The organism is Acidimicrobiales bacterium (genome assembly GCA_035536915.1).
Taxonomy (GTDB): Bacteria; Actinomycetota; Acidimicrobiia; order Acidimicrobiales; family JAHWLA01; genus JAHWLA01.
Map to the genome: position 1 here is coordinate 57403 of DATLNE010000047.1, position 16424 is coordinate 73826.

The following is a 16424-nucleotide window of genomic DNA, read 5'->3' on the forward strand; positions in this document are numbered from 1 at the left end:
ATGGGGAGGAAACTGATCGCGCTGCTGGCCGCTGTGTCCTTGAGCACGGCGGCCTGCGGTGGCGGCGACAAGAAGGAATCCGGCGCTACCGACACCACCGTTGCGCCCGGTGACACCACCACGACCACGGCCGCCGGGACCGGCGACCCGCTGACCGCAGGTGGCAACCCCGCGGGCGGGCAATCGGGCGGCACCGCCTCACCGTCATCGCCCGGTGCGGGCGCGGCCGGTGCCACCACCACCACGGCCAAGCCTGCCAACACCACGTCGACCACCCGCACGGCGGCGCCCGGTCGCTACACCTACCAGCGCACCGGCACAGCGTCAGGATTTGGCGGCGACCGCTCCCTCGACGGCGAAGGCACCCTCACCGTCGACCCGGCGAACGGCAACGAGCAGCACAGCGTCACCGATTTCGTCGGCGACACAATCGAGCAGACGTTGCGCCATCGGCCGGGCGGTATCGACCTTCTTCACCTCCGGCAGACGACGAGCGGCGTGACCTTCGAGTTCCGCCCGTCGCCGCCTGCGCTCTTCGCACCCGACCCGGCGAATGTCGGGGCTACATGGTCGTGGCGCATGACATCGACCGACGGCGGGCTCACCATCGACGGCTCGTTCAAGGTGGTGCGCAACGAGACGGTCGCAGTCGGCAGCGAGGCCGTGCCCACCACGGTGGTCGAAGGCGACCTCCGTTTCAGCGGCACCTTCACCGGCACGTCGAAACAGACACTGTGGGGTTCCGACCGCTACCGCCTCGTGGTCCGCACTGAAGAGGCGACCGACCTTGGCTTCGCCAAGCGCCAGTCGCGGAGTGTCCTCGTTTCGACCAAGCCCGCCTAGTTTGCGCGCTTTGCGCCTCGGGAAAAGATCGCTCATCGCAATTTCCGTTTGATTGCAAGGGCTTTTGGCCCAGCAGTCACTGAGATGAAGGAGCGGTCCTGTGAGCATTAGGCCTGGCGCGTCGCGCCTGGGGGGCGTCGCAGCACTGACCATGGGGTTGGCGCTCGGACTCACCGGAGCAGTGCCAGGCGCGCTGGCCGGCCCTGACAAGGAGCCGGACCGCACGCCCAACGACCACCCGTCCGGCAAGGACAGGTCGGAGGAGAAGGGCGGCAAGACGCAAGGCAAGTCGACGTCGGACCCCGACGGCATGAGCAACGGCGGTCCCGACAAGCCCGGCGGCAGCGGCGGCTTCGATGCCGACAAGGACGGCAACAACGGCTGCGGCAACGACGACGATTTCGAAGACGACAACAACGGCAACTGCGGCGGCCGCCGGGTGCGTGGCACCGCCGCTGCCGGTGGCGCCAAGGCCGGCTCCACCGCCGTGAAGAACGTGTCGCTCACCCGCCTCAACGCCCAAGGCAGCGTGCGAGCCCTCGATTCCGTGACCGAGGTCATGGGCAGGCAGTTCGTGCGAGCCCAGGGCACCACGGCTGCCGTCGGCACCGCCGGTGCCGAGACCGCGGTGCTCGGCACCAGCACCGTGCGAGGCACGACGAGCAGTGGCCTGGCCGCCACCGGCATCCCGGCCCTCAGCCTGGTGGCTTTGGGGATGCTGCTGATCAACACCGGCGGCGTGCTCGCCGTCCGGGGTCGTCGTTCCGACGCCCTGAGCGGAGACGTGCGAGTGGGAGCGACGACGGACGCGCCCGCTCGTTCGAGTCCACACCCGAGTACATAGCTCACCGAACCGGTGAGCTATGTACTCGGGGTGCGACGTATCCTCGCTTCATGGGTAGCGACATGAAGCCGCGCAGCCGCGACGTCACCGACGGGTTCGAACGAGCGCCCGCTCGGGCCATGCTCCGGGCCATCGGGATGGGCGACGACGACTGGGGCAAGGCGCAGGTGGGCGTGGCGTCGTCGTGGAACGAAGTGACGCCCTGCAACATGCCGCTCGACCGCTTGGCCAAGAAGGCCAAGGAAGGCGTGATTGCTGCGGGTGCCTTCCCCATCGAGTTCGTGACGATCGCCGTGAGCGACGGCATCTCCATGGGCCACGAGGGCATGCGGGCTTCACTGGTCAGCCGTGAGGTCATCGCCGACTCCGTCGAGACCGTCATGCACGCCGAGCGCTTCGACGCCTTGGTCACCTTCGCCGGTTGCGACAAGTCGTTGCCCGGCATGCTCATGGCCGCCGCCCGGCTCAACCTCCCGTCGGTGTTCCTCTACGGCGGCTCCATCCTCCCCGGCCGCATCCCCGACGACCCCCAGGACCGCGCCCTCGACATCGTCAGCGTCTTCGAGGCAGTGGGCGCTCGGGCCACCGGTGCCCTGAGCGAGGAAGAGCTGTCGCTCATCGAGCGCCATGCCTGCCCCACCATCGGCAGCTGCGCAGGCATGTTCACGGCCAACACCATGGCGGCGGTCAGCGAAGCGCTCGGCATGGCGCTGCCCGGCAGCGCCTCGCCGGCGGCCGTCGACGAGCGCCGCGACGAGTTCGCCTATCGCAGCGGCGAGACCGTCGTGCGCCTGTTGGAGTTGGGCATCCGCCCCCGGCAGATCCTCACCAAGGAAGCGTTCGAGAACGCCATCGCCGTGGTCATGGCGTTGGGCGGTTCCACCAACGCCGTGCTCCACCTCTTGGCCATCGCCAACGAGGCGCAGGTCGACCTCACCCTCGACGACTTCAACCGGGTGGGCGCCCGCACCCCGCACATCGCCGACACCAAGCCGCACGGCAAGTACCACATGGTCGACATCGACCGCATCGGCGGCGTGCCCGTGGTGCTCAAGGCCCTGCTCGACGCGGGCCTGCTGCACGGCGACGTGCTCACCGTCACCGGCAAGACCATGGCCGAGAACTTGGCCGAGCTCGACCCGCCTGCCCCCGACGGCTCAGTCGTGCGCGGCCTCGACAACCCCATCCACGCCGACGGCGGCATCGCCATCCTCACCGGTTCGCTGGCCCCCAAGGGCTCGGTGGTGAAGGTGGCGGGCATCGACCACGAGCGCTTCGAGGGAACCGCCCGCGTGTTCGACGGCGAAGACGGCGCCATGGAGGCCATCCTGGCCGGCGCCATCGAGCCGGGAACCGTGGTGGTCATCCGCTACGAAGGCCCCAAGGGCGGGCCTGGCATGCGCGAGATGCTGGCCGTCACCGGTGCCATGAAGGGCGCGGGCCGCGGCGGCGACTGCGCGCTGCTCACCGATGGGCGCTTCTCCGGCGGCACCCACGGGTTCTGCATCGGCCACGTCGCCCCCGAGGCCGTCGACGGCGGCCCCATCGCCTTCGTGGCCGACGGCGACCGCATCGTCATCGACGTCACCAACCGGTCGATCGACCTGTTGGTCGACGAGGCCGAGCTGGCCCGGCGGCGCACGCAGTGGAAGCTGCCCGAGCCGCGGTACACCTCCGGCGTGCTGGCCAAGTTCGCCCGACTGGTCACCGGCGCCGAGCGCGGCGCGGTGACGGAGGCATGACGACAGTGCGCCGAGTGGGCGACGCCGTCGTCGCCAAGGGAGTGGTCGAAGAAGCCTTCCTGGTGGGCGACGTGCCCGGCCTGCTGTGGACGCCTGAGGGCAGCGAAGGCCCGCGGCCGCTGGTGCTCATGGGCCACGGCGCCACCCTCGACAAGCGGGTCGGGTACTTGGCGAGCCTGGCCCGCCGGCTGGTGCGCCACCACGGCATCTCGGCGGCGGCCATCGACCTGCCGGGCCACGGCGAGCGCATGGTCGGCGGCATGCCCGACGTGGTGAGCATGTGGACAAAGTCCGAAGTCACCGAGCAGGCGGTGGGCGAGTGGCAGGCGGTGCTCTCGGCCCTCGACGCCGAAGGGCTGGGACAAGCGGGGCTCGGCTACTGGGGCCTGTCGATGGGCACGCTGTTGGGCCTGCCGTTTGTGGCGGCCGAGCCGCGTATCCAAGTAGCGGTGCTCGGCCTGGCCGGCGTCGTCGGCCCGCCCGCGGCGCGACTCACCGCCGATGCGCCGCGCATCACGTGCCCGGTGCTGTTCCTCCAGCAGTGGGAAGACGAACTGTTCCCGCGGGAATCGGTGCTCGCCTTGTTCGACCTACTCGGCTCGCTCGACAAGCGCTTGCACGTGCACCCCGGCCTGCACAGCGCGGTGCCGCTGGAGGAGATCGACGCCTCGGAGTCGTTCCTCGCCCTTCACCTGCTGGCGACGGCGGCTGTCGCCCGGTAGGCAGCGGCGAACTCGGCGGCCGCCGCCTCGTGGCCCGCGGCGCTGGGGTGGAAGCCGTCGGGGCCGACGTAGCTCGCTTCCTTGCCTTCGGCCCGCGCCCGGAGCGACGCGCTGTGCAAGTCGACGAGCACCGCGCGTTCGGCATCGACCACCCGCTTGATCACGACGTTGTAGCGGTCGACGGTGGTGTTGACCAGCGACGCCGGCAGGCGGAAGCGGGCGAGTGCGGGCAACTTGTCGAGCGCCGGCGTGTTGGCCACGAGCACGGTCGCCTCGCCGTTGCGGCGCAGCCGGCGCACGAGGTCGCGCAGCTGTTGCTCGTAGGTCTCCACGGCGACGAAGCCGGCGATGTCGTTGACGTTGAGCCACACGGTGACCAGCGTCGGCTGCGCATCGACGGCCGGGCCGGCTTGTTGTTGCAACGCAGTGGCCACCTTGGCGCCGGACACGCCCACGCTGGTGAAGCGAGTGTCGTCGGGCAGTGTGCGCAGGAAGAGACGGGGCCACGCCTGTTCCTCGGGCTCGGCCAGGCCGTGGCCCACCGTCTCGCTGGCGCCGACGGCCACGTAGACGATCGGCTCGCGCTCGGGCGCGGTGACGTCGGGCGGGCCGTCGTCGGTACAGGCCGGAAGCAGGACAAGCGTCATGGCGATCAGGAGGGCGCGCCGCACCCCGTCATCTTGCGTCGCGCAGCAGTTCTGTAACCGTCACGACCTCGAAACCCTTCCCCTGCAGGCCCCGAAGGAGGGCGGGGAGTGCTTCGACGGTGCGCTCCCGGTCGGGGATGCCACCGTCGTGGGCCAACACGATGGAGCCCGGCTTCACCCGGGCCAAGGTGGCGGCCACCGCCGTGTCGTTGTCGTCGTGGCGGGCCAGGTACTTCTCCAGGCAGACGTCCCACCCGACGGTGAGGTGCCCCGTGGAGCGCACGGCGTCGGCGGCCTCGCGGTCGAACATGCCGCGAGGCGGGCGGAACAGCGGCACTTCGCTCACGCCCGCGGCACGAATGGCATCCGACGCCCGCTCGACCTCGTCCACCACCTGGTCGTAGTCGAGGGGTGGGAGGTCGGGGTGGCTAAAGGTGTGGTTGGCCACCTCGTGGCCTTCTTCCACCATGCGGCGCACCAGGTCGGGACGGCCGAGGGCGGCGTCGCCTTCCACGAAGAAGGTGGCCTTGGCCCCGGTGGCGCGCAGCAGGTCGAGCACGCGGGGCGTGTCCTCGGGGCCGGGACCGTCGTCGAACGACAGCGCCACCACGGGGCGAGTGGTGCGCACCGAACGGATGAAGTCGGGGCGCGTGCGGCTCCAACGGACCTTGTGGGGGTCGACGGTGGTGCGGGCGGCGTCGGCCGGAGGCGGCGTGTCGGCGGCGACGAAGGAGACGACGACGACTGCCGCGGCGAGCAGCGCTCGCGTCCGCCTCCTCGTCGTCGTCTGCATGCCCGCCCCCGGGGTGTGTGCCGATGTGTGCCTCTCATCGGCGCGTGCGTGCGTCCCCGAGAGCGTTGTGCGAGGAAATCCTGTCGCCCGCGCATCGGCCTTGCCAACTTCGCCCGACGATGCGAGGATGGACGGCGATGTCCTGCCGCCGCACCCTCCTCGTAGTTATCACCTAGACGCACGCCCACCCCGCGCGTGCGTCCTCACGACCTCCCAGACGGGAGGTCGTTTCTTTTCCCGGGAGAAAGCCGACCAATGAAACTGACTGGGGCGCAAGCCCTCATCAAGAGCCTGGAGATGGAGGCCGTGGAGGTCATGTTCGGCCTCCCGGGCGGGGCCATCCTGCCCGTCTACGACCCCATCATCGACTCCACCATCCGCCACATCCTCGTGCGCCACGAGCAAGGCGCGGGCCACATGGCCGAGGGCTACGCGCACGCCACCGGGCGGCCCGGCGTCGCCATGGTCACCAGCGGCCCGGCGGCCACCAACATCGTCACGCCGTTGTGCGACGCCTACATGGACTCCGTGCCCATGGTCTGCATCACCGGCCAGGTGCCCTACAGCGCCATCGGCACCGATGCCTTCCAGGAGTGCGACACCACCGGCATCACCATGTCGGTGACGAAGCACAACTGGCTCGTCACCAACGCGCAGGACATTCCCCGCATCGTGCGCGAGGCGTTCCACATCGCCACCACGGGCCGGCCCGGCCCCGTGCTCATCGACGTGCCCAAGGACATCAGCAACCAGATGATGGACTGGTACTGGCCGTCCGACGCCGACGTGTCGACCGGCCTTCCCGGCTACAAGCCGACCACCAAGGGCCACCCCCGCATGATCAAGGAGGCCGCCCGGCTCATCAGCGAGTCGCGGCGCCCGGTCATCTATGCGGGCGGCGGCATCCTCAAGGCCCGTGCGGCTGAGGCGCTGCGGGAGCTGGCCGAGCTCACCGGCATCCCCGTCGTCACCACCTTGATGGCGCGAGGCGCGTTCCCCGACTCGCACGAACTGTGCCTCGGCATGCCCGGCATGCACGGCAACTACACGGCCATCACGTCGCTGCAGAAGGCCGACCTGTTGATCGCATTGGGCTCGCGCTTCGACGACCGGGTCACCGGCAAGGTCTCCGCGTTCGCACCCGACGCCAAGATCATCCACGTCGACATCGACCCCGCAGAGTTGGGCAAGGTCCGTCGTCCCGACGTGCCCATCGTTGGCGACTGCCGGCTGGTCATCGAGGAGATGGTCGCCGCCGTGCGGGCGCTCGACGGCGGTGCGCAGCCCGACCGGTCCGACTGGCTGGGTGAGATCCGGCGGTGGCAGAAGGAGTTCCCGCTGGCCTACGAGCAGTCGTGGGAGGTCGACGGGCCGCTCAAGCCGCAGTACGTGTTGGAGCAGTTGCGTGACTCCACGCCCGACGACTGCATCCTCGCCTCGGGCGTGGGGCAGCATCAGATGTGGGCGTCGCAGTACTGGGAGTTCAACCACCCCTACACGTGGATCAACTCGGGCGGCTTGGGCACCATGGGCTTTTCCGTGCCCGCCGCCATCGGCGCCAAGGTGGGCCGGCCCGACCGCATGGTGTGGGCTGTCGACGGCGACGGCTGCTTCCAGATGACGGCCCAGGAGCTCGTCACCGCGTCGGCCGAGCGGGTGCCCGTCAAGGTCGCCATCCTCAACAACGCCTACCTGGGCATGGTGCGGCAGTGGCAGGAGCTGTTCTACGAGGAGCGGTACTCCGAGGTGTACCTGTCGCCCGACCTGCCCGACTACGTGAAGTGGGCCGAGGCCATGGGCTGCGTGGGCCTGCGGGTCGAGTCGCCCGAGGAGGTGCAGCCCGCCATCGACAAGGCCAACGAGATCGACGACCGTCCCGTCGTCATCGACTTCCGCACCGACTCGCGGGAGAAGGTGTACCCGATGGTGGCGGCAGGCACGTCGAACGACGAGGTCATCATGGGGCCGGCACAAGGGGAGGGCGGTCGATGAGCGCCGACCCGATCAAGCACCATCTGCTGACCGTGCTGGTGGAGAACCGGCCGGGCGTGTTGTCCCGGGTCACCAACCTGTTCTCGCGGCGGGGCTACAACATCTACTCGTTGGCGGTGGCGCCCACCGACGACGAGCGCTTCTCGCGCATCTCGATCGTCGTCGACGTGGAGTCGTCGCCCCTCGAGCAGATCACCAAGCAGCTCTTCAAGTTGGTCAACGTGGTGAAGATCAACGAGCTGCACCCGTCCGACTCGGTGGAGCGCGAGCTCGTGCTGCTGACAGTGCGGGCCGAGGGGCCGACGCGGGGGCAGGTCATCGAGTTGGTGCAGGTGTTCGAAGGCAAGATCGTCGACGTCGGGCACGACTCGCTGACGGTGGCCCTCATGGGCGCGCCGCAGAAGATCGACGACTTCGAAGAGCTCATGCGTCCCTATGGGATCGTGGAAGTGCAGCGAACCGGGCGGGTTGCGCTGCCCAAGTTGGAGCGGCAGGCACCTCGCCTCCGCACCGTTACCGGAAAGGTGGGTTAGGCCAGTGGCCGCCAAGATTTCGTACGAGAAGGACGCAGACCCGGGGATCATCGCGGGCCGCAAGGTGGCCGTGGTCGGGTACGGCTCGCAGGGGCATGCGCACGCGCTGAACCTGCGCGACTCCGGCGTCGACGTGCGGGTCGGGCTGCGGTCCGGTTCGGGCTCGTGGGCCAAGGCCGAGGAGGCGGGGCTGGCGGTGCGCACGGTCGCCGAGGCGGCGGCGGAAGCCGACGTCATCATGATCCTGCTGCCCGACACCGAGCAGGCGTCGGTGTACGAGGCCGAGATCGCGCCGGGCCTGTCGTCGGGCGACGCGTTGTTCTTCGCCCACGGGTTCAACATCCGCTTCGGGCTGATCACGCCGCCCGAGGGCGTCGACTGCGCCATGGTGGCGCCCAAGGGGCCGGGCCACCTGGTGCGCCGCACCTACACCGAGGGCGGCGGCGTGCCTGCGCTCATCGCCGTGTCGCAGGACGCGTCGGGCAAGGCGCGTGACCTGGCGCTGTCGTACGCGCACGCCGTCGGGGCGACCCGGGCCGGTGTCTTGGACACGACGTTCGAGGAAGAGACCGAGACCGACCTGTTCGGCGAGCAGGTCGTGCTGTGCGGCGGGCTCACCGCGCTGGTGATGGCGGGCTACGAGACGCTGATCGAGGCGGGCTACCAGCCGGAGTCGGCGTACTTCGAGTGCCTGCACGAACTGAAGCTGATCGTCGACCTGATGTACGAGCAGGGCGTGGCGGGCATGCGCTTCTCGATTTCGACCACCGCCGAGTACGGCGACCTGACCCGGGGCCCGCGGATCGTCACTGACGAGACCCGGGCCGAGATGCGGCGCATCCTCGACGAGATCAAGTCCGGCAAGTTCGCCGAGGAGTGGATCGCCGAGCACCGGGCGGGTGGGCCGCGGTACAAGGCGCTGCAGGAGGCCGGCAAGGACCACCCGATCGAACACGTCGGTGCGGAGCTGCGGGAGATGATGCCGTTCATCAACGCCGGCAAGTCCCGCCCCCAAGACGTCTCCGGCGGCTAGCGCGCTGCGTCCCGAGTACATAGCGCTTCATTCTGAAGCGCTATGTACTCGGGAGTTGTTGTCTCACCCTCTCGTTTAGATGGTGGGCGTGACCGATGCCCCCATTGCCGACCTCGCAGCCCGACAGCACGGCCTGTTCTCGCGTTCGCAGGCTGCTGACCGTGGTGCCACCAACGTCGTCGTGTACCGACGCCTGCAGGCGGCACGCTGGCTCGCCGTGGCGCCGGGGGTGTACTCGCTGCCGGGGTGGCCGGACTCGTGGCATCGGCGGCTGTGGCTGGCCCACCTCGATGTGGGGCTCCATTCGGTGGTGTCCCACGAGGCGGCGGCTGCCCTCCACCGGCTGACCACCTACGCACCTGGCCCGGTCACAGTCACGGTGCCGCACGGCGACCACGAGCGCCCCGCGCCGTACGAGGTGCGCCAGTCGACCGACCTGCGGCCCCACCACCTCACGACAGTCGACGGGCTGCCCACGACGACCCCGGCCCGCACGCTGGTCGACCTGGCCGCCCGCCGCCGCCCTGACCGCCTCACCCGGGCGCTCGATGACGCCCACCTGACCCGGATGTGCCGGGTCGAGGACGTCCTAGCCGTCTACGACGAGCTCAAGCGCCCCGGCAAGCGAGGCATGCGCCTGCTCGGCCGCCTCCTCGCCGCACGGGGCCCCGGCTACGTGCCGCCCGAGAGCGTGCTCGAACGGCGCCTGCTCAAGGTGCTCGCCGCGGGCGGCCTGCCCGCCCCCGTGCGCCAGGCGCCACTGCCGTGGCGCCCGCAGCAGCCCTCGCGGGTCGACCTGCTGTACCCCGCCCAGCGGGTGATCATCGAAGCCGACGGCAGGCGCTGGCACAGCCGCACCGACCAGATGGCCGCCGACCGCCGCCGCGACCGTGAGGCACAGATCCACGGCTACGGCGTCTACCGCTTCGTCTGGGAGGAGATCACCAAGCAGCCCGAGATGGTGTGCGACACCGTTCGCACGGCGCTGGCCCGCAGCGAGGCTGCCTAAATGGGCCAGGCCGTCGTTGCCGCAGTGCGGCTCGTCTTGCGCCTCCTGATGAGGATCGCCACCGCGGGCGCGCTCCCGGCCAGGAGCACGAGCAGGTCGGTCGGCACCGACGGTGCCCTGCTCCCGGCCGCCACCGCGACGGGCGTCGAGACGGGACGAGGCGCCGGCGCCTCGCCGGTGACGGGCTCGAGGGCGTCCCCGAGCGCTACCGGGGGCAGGTGGTCGAGATCGGCTTGGGCGCTCACGGGAGTGGCGAAGCCGCGGTCGAGGAGGCGGATCACCGACCCGTACGGGTCGGCGGCGCCCAGCACTACGGCCACCATGCGCCGCCCGTCGCGCTCGGCGGCGCCGATCAGCGTGTGGCCTGCCCGCTTGGTGTACCCCGTCTTCAGCCCGAGGGCCCCGGGATACATCGTGAGGAGCCGGTTGTGGCTGCGTAGCCGGTGGGGCTCGTTGTCGCCGCCCGTGAAGCGGTACTCCGGCAGGCGGGTGATCGACACCAGTTCCTCGTACGCCAGGAACGCCCGGGCGGCGATGGCGAGGTCGCGGGCGCTGATGCGGCTGCCGCCGTCGACGGAGAACTCGTCGTCCAATCCGGCCGGGTCCTTCAGGACCGGCGCATCGGCCAAATGCAGGCGCTCGGCCGTGCGATCGAGCATGCCCCCGAACGCCTCCAGCGACCCCGCCGTGCGCTCGGCCAAGGCCACGGCAGCGTCGTTGGCCGACGCCAACAACAGGGCGTGGAGCAGGTCGGAGGCCTTCCACACCTCGCCGTTCTTGAGCTGCATCCGACGGGCGGGCATGCCCTCGGCGCGGGCCGATATGGGCACGTCGGCGTCGAGGGGCAGGTTCTCGATCGTGACCAGGGCGGTGAGGATCTTGAAGACGCTCGCCACCAGCATCGCCTCGCGGTGGCGCCCACCGTCGAGGACGGCGCCGGTGTCGGCGTCCACCAGCACCCAGGCGCGAGGCGGAGGCGGGGCCGCGGGCGCCGGTTGCTGTGCCCCGGCAGCCGGCGCCGCGAGCGCGCCGAGCAACAGCGACACAAGCGCGACAACGACAGCAACGCCCCGGGACACGCCGATCAGGGTACGGCTACGCCAGCGCGGCGGCGACGTGGTCGATGCACGCGGTGAGGGCGGCCACGTCGTCGGGCTCGACGGCCGGGAACATGGCAATGCGCAGTTGGTTCCGACCGAGCTTGCGGTACGAGTCGGTGTCGACGATCCCGTTGGCCCGCAGCACCTTGCTCAGGACCGTGGCGTCGATTGCGGGGTCGAAGTCGATGGTGCCCACGACGTGGCTGCGCTCGTCGGGCTTGGCCACGAACGGGGAGGCGAAGGGCGACGACTCGGCCCAGCCGTAGAGGATCTCGGCCGAACGGTCGCAGCGCGCCGCCGCCCACTCCAGGCCGCCGCCCGCCAGCATCCACTCGGTCTGGTCGACGGTCAGGTAGATCGTGGCCAGCGCGGGCGTGTTGTAGGTCTGGTCGAGGCGCGAGTTGTCGAGGGCGATCTTCAAGTCGAGCGAAGCCGGGGACCACCGCCCTGAGGCCGATAGCTGCTCGATGCGTTCGATCGCCGCGGGCGAGCAGAGCGCCAGCCACAGCCCGCCGTCGGCGCCGAAGCACTTCTGCGGGGCGAAGTAGTACACGTCGAACTCGTGGGGGTCGACGCGCAGCCCGCCCGCCGCCGAGGTGGCGTCGACAGCGACCAAGCCGTCGGCGCCCGCCGGGCGTCGGACCTCCATAGCCACGCCCGTCGACGTCTCGTTGTGGGTGAGGGCGTACAGGTCGATGCCTTGGCGCGCCTCGATTTCTGGGTGCGTCCCCGGTGCCGACTCGAACACGACGGGTTCTTCCAGATGGGGCGCGGCGGCCACGGCGGCGGCGAACTTGGAGGAGAACTCGCCGAACGACAGGTGGAGGCTGCGCGCCTCGACGAGGCCGAAGGTTGCCGCGTCCCAGAACGAGGTGGTGCCGCCGTTGCCGAGCAAGACCTCGTAGCCGTCGGGCAGCGAGAACAAGTCGCTCAGCCCGGACCGCAGCCGCCCGACCACCGACCGGACGGTCGGCTGGCGATGGCTGGTGCCCAGGTACGAGCGGCTCAACCCGTCCAAGGCGGCGACGGCTTCGGGCCGCACCTTCGAGGGCCCGGAGCCGAAGCGGCCGTCGGCGGGAAGCAGGTCAGTCGGGATGCGGATTTCAGGCGCAGCGGCATCAGGCACGTGTGACAGCATGGCAGGCATGGGTCGCATCTCCACACGTATCGGGGCCGTCGCCGAGTCGGCCACCCTGGCCATCGACGCCAAGGCCAAGGCGCTCAAAGCGGCGGGCGAGAACGTCGTCGGCTTCGGCGCGGGCGAGCCCGACTTCCCCACGCCTGCCCACATCGTCGAGGCCGCCGCCGCCGCCTGCGGCGACCCCAAGGCCCACAAGTACACGCCCACGCCCGGCTTGCCCGAGCTCCGGGCCGCCATCGCCGCCAAGACCGCCCGCGACTCCGGCTTCGCCGTCGAGGCCGCCCAGGTGCTGGTGACCAACGGGGGCAAGCAGGCCATCTACAACGCCTTCGCCACCCTGCTCGACCCCGGCGACGAGGTCATCGTCCCCGCTCCCTACTGGACCACCTACCCCGAGGCCATCGCCTTGGCGGGCGGCGTCCCGGTCTACGTCGAGACCGACGAGACCACCGGCTTCCGGGCCACGGTGGACCAGTTGGAAGCGGCGCTGACGCCCCGCACCAAGGTGTTGCTGTTCGTGTCGCCGTCGAACCCCACCGGCGCCGTCTACCCCCGTGACGAGATCGAGGCCATCGGTCGCTGGGCCGACGAACGGGGCATCTGGGTACTCACCGACGAGATCTACGAGCACCTGGTGTACGGCGACGCCGCCCACCACTCGATGCCCGTCGTCGTGCCCGAGATTGCCGACCGGTGTGTCGTCGTCAACGGCGTGGCCAAGACCTACGCCATGACCGGCTGGCGGGTGGGGTGGATGATCGGCCCCGCCGACGTCGTGAAGGCGGCCGCCAACCTGCAGTCGCACGCCACCTCCAACGTCGGCAACGTCTCGCAGTACGCGGCGCTGGCCGCGGTGTCGGGCGACCTGTCGGCCGTGGCCGAGATGCGCGCCACCTACGACCGCCGCCGCCAGACCATTCACGCCATGCTCAACGACATCCCCGGCGTCACGTGCATCGAGCCGGAGGGCGCCTTCTACGCCTTCCCGTCGTTCAAGGGCCTGCTCGGCCGCGACCTCGGGGGACGCACACCGCAGACCACCCTCGACGTGGCCGAGATTGTGCTCGACGAGGTGCGGGTGGCCGTCGTGCCCGGGGAGGCGTTCGGCGCTCCCGGCTACGCCCGCCTGTCGTATGCCTTGGGCGACGACGACCTGGTGGAAGGCGTCACCCGAATCGGCAAACTCGTCGCGGGCTGATGCGCCGACGGGGGGCAGCAGCGCTGGCGGCCTTCACGCTCTTGGCGGGCGCCTGCGGTGGCGGGAGTGACGGCGACGACAACGACAACGTCGGCCCGCCTGACGACGGCATGACAGGCGGATGTGTCGCCGACAGCAACATGGACGTCTACAGCGCCCCCGGCATCGTCCACACCGACGCTCCCGGCTACGCCGGCCCGTTGGGGGCAGGCCCGGCCCCCACGTACACAGTGAACCCGCCGAGTGGTGGCGACCACCTGGCGCAAGCGGCCCGCCCCGGGGTCTACGCGGGCCTCAACATCGTGCCCGACGGCAACCTCGTCCACGCCCTCGAACACGGCTACGTCATCCTCTGGTACCGCTCCGACGTCCCGGTGGCCGAAGTGACAACCGTCCGCGCCGTTCGCGACACGTACCCCCGCGACACGCTCGTCGTCGAGCGCAAGGACATGCCCGTCCCCATCGCCGCCACGGCGTGGCAGCAGCGCCTGCTCTGCCAGCGCGCCGATGCCGACGACCTCGGCGACTTCGTGGAAAAGGCCCGTAGCAAGGCGCCGGAAAAGGTCCCGCACTGACGCCACGCTTGGCAGCGGGCACAACCGGTTCGCGAGGATGGGCCACATGGCCCGCATCCTCGTCTCCGAGCAACTCGCCGAACGCGGCCTGAGCGCCTTGCGGGCGGCGGGCCACGACGTCGACGAGCAGCTGGGCCTGTCGCCCTCCGACCTGCTCGACGCCGTCAAGGGCGCCCACGCCCTCATCATCCGCTCGGCCACCCAGGTCACCGCCGAGGTGTTGGAAGCGGGACCCGACCTCGTCGTCGTCGGTCGCGCCGGCATCGGCCTCGACAACGTCGACGTGGCCGCCGCCACCCGGCGCGGCGTGATGGTCGTCAACGCCCCGCAGTCGAACATCCTCTCGGCCGCCGAGCACACCATGGCCCTGCTTCTCTCCCAGGCCCGCAACGTCCCCCAGGCCCACGCCGCCCTCAAAGCAGGCAAATGGGAGCGCTCCAAGTGGGAAGGCGTCGAGCTCCACGGCAAGACGCTCGGCGTCATCGGCCTCGGCCGCATCGGCGCCCTCGTCGCCCAACGCGCCCTGGCCTTCGGCATGCGCCTCATGGCCTACGACCCCTTCGTCTCGCCCGACCGCGCCCGCCAACTCGGCATCGAGCTGGTGGCCACCATCGACGACCTCGTGGCCACAGCCGACTTCCTCACCATCCACGTCTCCAAGACGCCCGAGACCATGGGCCTGATCAACAAGGACCTGCTGGCCAAGGCCAAGCCCGGCATCCGCATCGTCAACGCCGCCCGCGGCGGCATCATCGACGAGGACGCGCTGGCCGAGGCCGTGCGCAGCGGCCAGGTGGCGGGCGCAGGCCTCGACGTGTTCGCCGCCGAGCCGACCACCACATCGCCGTTGTTCGAGCTCGATCCCGTCGTCGTCACCCCCCACCTCGGCGCCAGCACGGCCGAGGCCCAGGACAAGGCCGGCATCACCATCGCCGAGCAGGTGCTGCTCGCCCTCGCCGGCGACTTCGTCCCCTACGCCGTCAACGTCAGCGCGGGCGAGGCGTCGGAGACCGTTCGCCCCTTCCTCCCGCTGGCCGAACGCCTGGGCCGCCTGCTCGCCGCCGTCAACAACGGCATGCCCGCCGTCCTCGACATCGAGTACCAGGGCGCCATCGCCGACTACGACACCCGCATCCTCACCCTGTCGGTCCTCAAGGGCCTGTTCTCAGGCACCGACCAGGTCTCGTACGTCAACGCGCCGCAACTGGCTGAGGAGCGTGGCCTCGAAGTCCGCGAGACCAAGACCTCCACGGCCCACGACTACGTGAACCTGGTCACCCTTCGGGGCGACACCCACGCGGTGGCGGGCACCCTCTCCGCAGGCCGAGGCGAGCCCCGCCTCGTCATGGTCGACGACCACGACATCGACGTCCCCTTCGCCCGCCACATGCTGCTGGTCCGCAACGACGACCGCCCTGGCGTGGTCGGCCTCGTCGGCACCGTGCTCGGCGAAGCGGGCGTCAACATCGCCGACATGGCTCTCGGCCGCACCCGCGACAGCGCCACCGCCACCGCGCTCATGGCCATCGCCGTGGACCAACCGCTGCCCGACGAGGTCCGCGACCGCCTGGAGTCGTCTGCCGGGATCCTCGACGTCCACTCCGTCGTCGAGCTGTAGCCCCGCGCGTGGCGCTTTAGCGCTTGGCCTTCACCAGGCCGTCGCCCTCGGCCGCTTCGGCCGTGGTGTAGCACCGGTCGGGGACGGTGCGGGCATAGGCGAACATGCCCGGCAGGTGGAACAGCCGGCTCGACAGCTTGGCCTTGACCGGGTGCGACGGCGGGCACACCGAGCCTGTGGGCTCGATCCACGCGGTGGCCACCGCAGGCGCCGCTGCCTTGCGTGTGCGGGGCGCCGCCTTCTTCTTGGCAGGCGCCTTCTTGGCAGGCGCCTTGCGCACCGGCGCCGCCGTCTCCTGCTCGGCCTGCACGGTCGGCACCTCGGCCTCGACCTCGGTCGGGGGCGCCTGGATGGGCGGCCACTCGGTCTCGGGAGCGACCTCTGTCGACGGCGGCGGGGACTCCACCACCGGCGACGGCGATCGCCGTGACTGCACGATCTTCGCCACCCCGGCGGCGATGCCGCCGAGCAACCCCACGCGCAGCCCGATGCGGAACGACCGTCGAATCATGCAACCCAACGTACCTTGACGCCCCACCCCTGTCCTGCAACGATGAACAGGTCATGCGAGCGGCCCCCGCCTTCGTCCTCCTTCTTACCTAGCGGCGAGCTCCCGTCCGGGAACTCGCCTTCG

15 protein-coding genes and 1 pseudogene are annotated in these 16424 nt (G+C 70.4%); 11 read left to right on the forward strand and 5 right to left on the reverse strand.

From position 1 onward, the window contains the following. The 4 genes from VM938_14520 (at position 1) to VM938_14535 (ending at position 4151) form a co-directional block, all read left to right on the forward strand. The gene (locus VM938_14520) at positions 1–843 is read left to right on the forward strand and encodes a hypothetical protein (protein HVF76249.1); all 843 of its coding nucleotides are present in this window, start codon (positions 1–3) and stop codon (positions 841–843) included. Between the two features lie 100 nt (positions 844–943). Continuing rightward, on the forward strand, positions 944–1687 hold the full coding sequence (locus VM938_14525) for a hypothetical protein (protein ID HVF76250.1): 744 nt from the start codon (positions 944–946) through the stop codon (positions 1685–1687). Between the two features lie 50 nt (positions 1688–1737). Beyond that, a complete protein-coding gene (gene ilvD / locus VM938_14530; protein ID HVF76251.1) occupies positions 1738–3429 on the forward strand; it encodes a dihydroxy-acid dehydratase in 1692 nt (563 codons plus the stop codon). Continuing rightward, on the forward strand, positions 3426–4151 hold the full coding sequence (locus tag VM938_14535; GenBank protein ID HVF76252.1) for a hypothetical protein: 726 nt from the start codon (positions 3426–3428) through the stop codon (positions 4149–4151). Before ilvD ends, VM938_14535 begins: the two co-directional genes overlap by 4 nt. Here the strand turns inward: VM938_14535 and VM938_14540 are convergent. After that, the gene (locus VM938_14540; GenBank protein ID HVF76253.1) at positions 4118–4822 is read right to left on the reverse strand and encodes an SGNH/GDSL hydrolase family protein; all 705 of its coding nucleotides are present in this window, start codon (positions 4820–4822) and stop codon (positions 4118–4120) included. The two genes, VM938_14535 and VM938_14540, sit on opposite strands and share 34 nt — an antisense overlap. 4 nt (positions 4823–4826) lie before the next feature. Further along, positions 4827–5591 carry a polysaccharide deacetylase family protein gene (locus tag VM938_14545; GenBank protein ID HVF76254.1) on the reverse strand — a complete coding sequence of 255 codons (765 nt, stop codon included), beginning with the start codon at positions 5589–5591 and terminating at the stop codon, positions 4827–4829. Positions 5592–5846: 255 nt separating this feature from the next. On the opposite strand from VM938_14545, the pseudogene VM938_14550 reads away from it, so the two are divergent. The 4 genes and pseudogenes from VM938_14550 to VM938_14565 all read left to right on the forward strand — a co-directional run bounded on the left by VM938_14550 (position 5847) and on the right by VM938_14565 (position 10158). Next, positions 5847–7547: pseudogene (locus VM938_14550) on the forward strand (acetolactate synthase large subunit). Between the two features lie 32 nt (positions 7548–7579). Beyond that, positions 7580–8116, forward strand: coding sequence for an acetolactate synthase small subunit (gene ilvN, locus VM938_14555; protein HVF76255.1), 537 nt, complete (start codon positions 7580–7582; stop codon positions 8114–8116). Positions 8117–8120: 4 nt separating this feature from the next. Next, positions 8121–9149: a ketol-acid reductoisomerase gene (ilvC, locus tag VM938_14560; protein HVF76256.1), complete on the forward strand. Its 1029-nt coding sequence runs from the start codon at positions 8121–8123 to the stop codon at positions 9147–9149. An 88-nt stretch (positions 9150–9237) separates the two neighbouring features. Beyond that, complete coding sequence (locus tag VM938_14565; protein HVF76257.1) at positions 9238–10158, forward strand: DUF559 domain-containing protein; 921 nt, start codon at positions 9238–9240, stop codon at positions 10156–10158. Here VM938_14565 and VM938_14570 read toward each other — a convergent pair. Both VM938_14570 and serC read right to left on the reverse strand, forming a co-directional pair. Then, positions 10155–11237: a hypothetical protein gene (locus VM938_14570; protein HVF76258.1), complete on the reverse strand. Its 1083-nt coding sequence runs from the start codon at positions 11235–11237 to the stop codon at positions 10155–10157. The two genes, VM938_14565 and VM938_14570, sit on opposite strands and share 4 nt — an antisense overlap. A gap of 16 nt (positions 11238–11253) precedes the next feature. Then, positions 11254–12396 (reverse strand): phosphoserine transaminase, encoded by a 1143-nt coding sequence (gene serC / locus VM938_14575; protein ID HVF76259.1) that lies wholly within the window; start codon positions 12394–12396, stop codon positions 11254–11256. On the opposite strand from serC, the gene VM938_14580 reads away from it, so the two are divergent. From VM938_14580 to serA, 3 genes are read left to right on the forward strand one after another with little or no spacing between them, the layout of a single operon-like run. Further along, positions 12395–13597, forward strand: coding sequence for a pyridoxal phosphate-dependent aminotransferase (locus VM938_14580; protein HVF76260.1), 1203 nt, complete (start codon positions 12395–12397; stop codon positions 13595–13597). The genes serC and VM938_14580 overlap by 2 nt on opposite strands. Then, positions 13597–14172, forward strand: a complete 576-nt coding sequence (locus VM938_14585) for a DUF3105 domain-containing protein (protein HVF76261.1) — start codon at positions 13597–13599, stop codon at positions 14170–14172. Before VM938_14580 ends, VM938_14585 begins: the two co-directional genes overlap by 1 nt. Before the next feature lie 46 nt (positions 14173–14218). After that, a complete protein-coding gene (gene serA, locus VM938_14590; GenBank protein ID HVF76262.1) occupies positions 14219–15790 on the forward strand; it encodes a phosphoglycerate dehydrogenase in 1572 nt (523 codons plus the stop codon). A 16-nt stretch (positions 15791–15806) separates the two neighbouring features. Here the strand turns inward: serA and VM938_14595 are convergent, their stop codons facing one another. Further along, complete coding sequence (locus VM938_14595) at positions 15807–16301, reverse strand: hypothetical protein (protein ID HVF76263.1); 495 nt, start codon at positions 16299–16301, stop codon at positions 15807–15809. Positions 16302–16424 lie beyond the last annotated feature (123 nt).

What these genes read in the sequence shown, in the direction of transcription:
- VM938_14535 (HVF76252.1), top strand. Translation starts at nt 3,426, where the DNA reads ATGACGACAGTGCGCCGAGTGGGCGACGCCGTCGTCGCCAAGGGAGTG.
- serA (HVF76262.1), top strand. Translation starts at nt 14,219, where the DNA reads ATGGCCCGCATCCTCGTCTCCGAGCAACTCGCCGAACGCGGCCTGAGC.
- VM938_14520 (HVF76249.1), top strand. Translation starts at nt 1, where the DNA reads ATGGGGAGGAAACTGATCGCGCTGCTGGCCGCTGTGTCCTTGAGCACG.
- VM938_14595 (HVF76263.1), bottom strand. Translation starts at nt 16,301, where the DNA reads ATGATTCGACGGTCGTTCCGCATCGGGCTGCGCGTGGGGTTGCTCGGC.
- ilvN (HVF76255.1), top strand. Translation starts at nt 7,580, where the DNA reads ATGAGCGCCGACCCGATCAAGCACCATCTGCTGACCGTGCTGGTGGAG.
- VM938_14585 (HVF76261.1), top strand. Translation starts at nt 13,597, where the DNA reads ATGCGCCGACGGGGGGCAGCAGCGCTGGCGGCCTTCACGCTCTTGGCG.
- VM938_14545 (HVF76254.1), bottom strand. Translation starts at nt 5,591, where the DNA reads ATGCAGACGACGACGAGGAGGCGGACGCGAGCGCTGCTCGCCGCGGCA.
- ilvD (HVF76251.1), top strand. Translation starts at nt 1,738, where the DNA reads ATGGGTAGCGACATGAAGCCGCGCAGCCGCGACGTCACCGACGGGTTC.
- VM938_14580 (HVF76260.1), top strand. Translation starts at nt 12,395, where the DNA reads ATGGCAGGCATGGGTCGCATCTCCACACGTATCGGGGCCGTCGCCGAG.
- serC (HVF76259.1), bottom strand. Translation starts at nt 12,396, where the DNA reads ATGCTGTCACACGTGCCTGATGCCGCTGCGCCTGAAATCCGCATCCCG.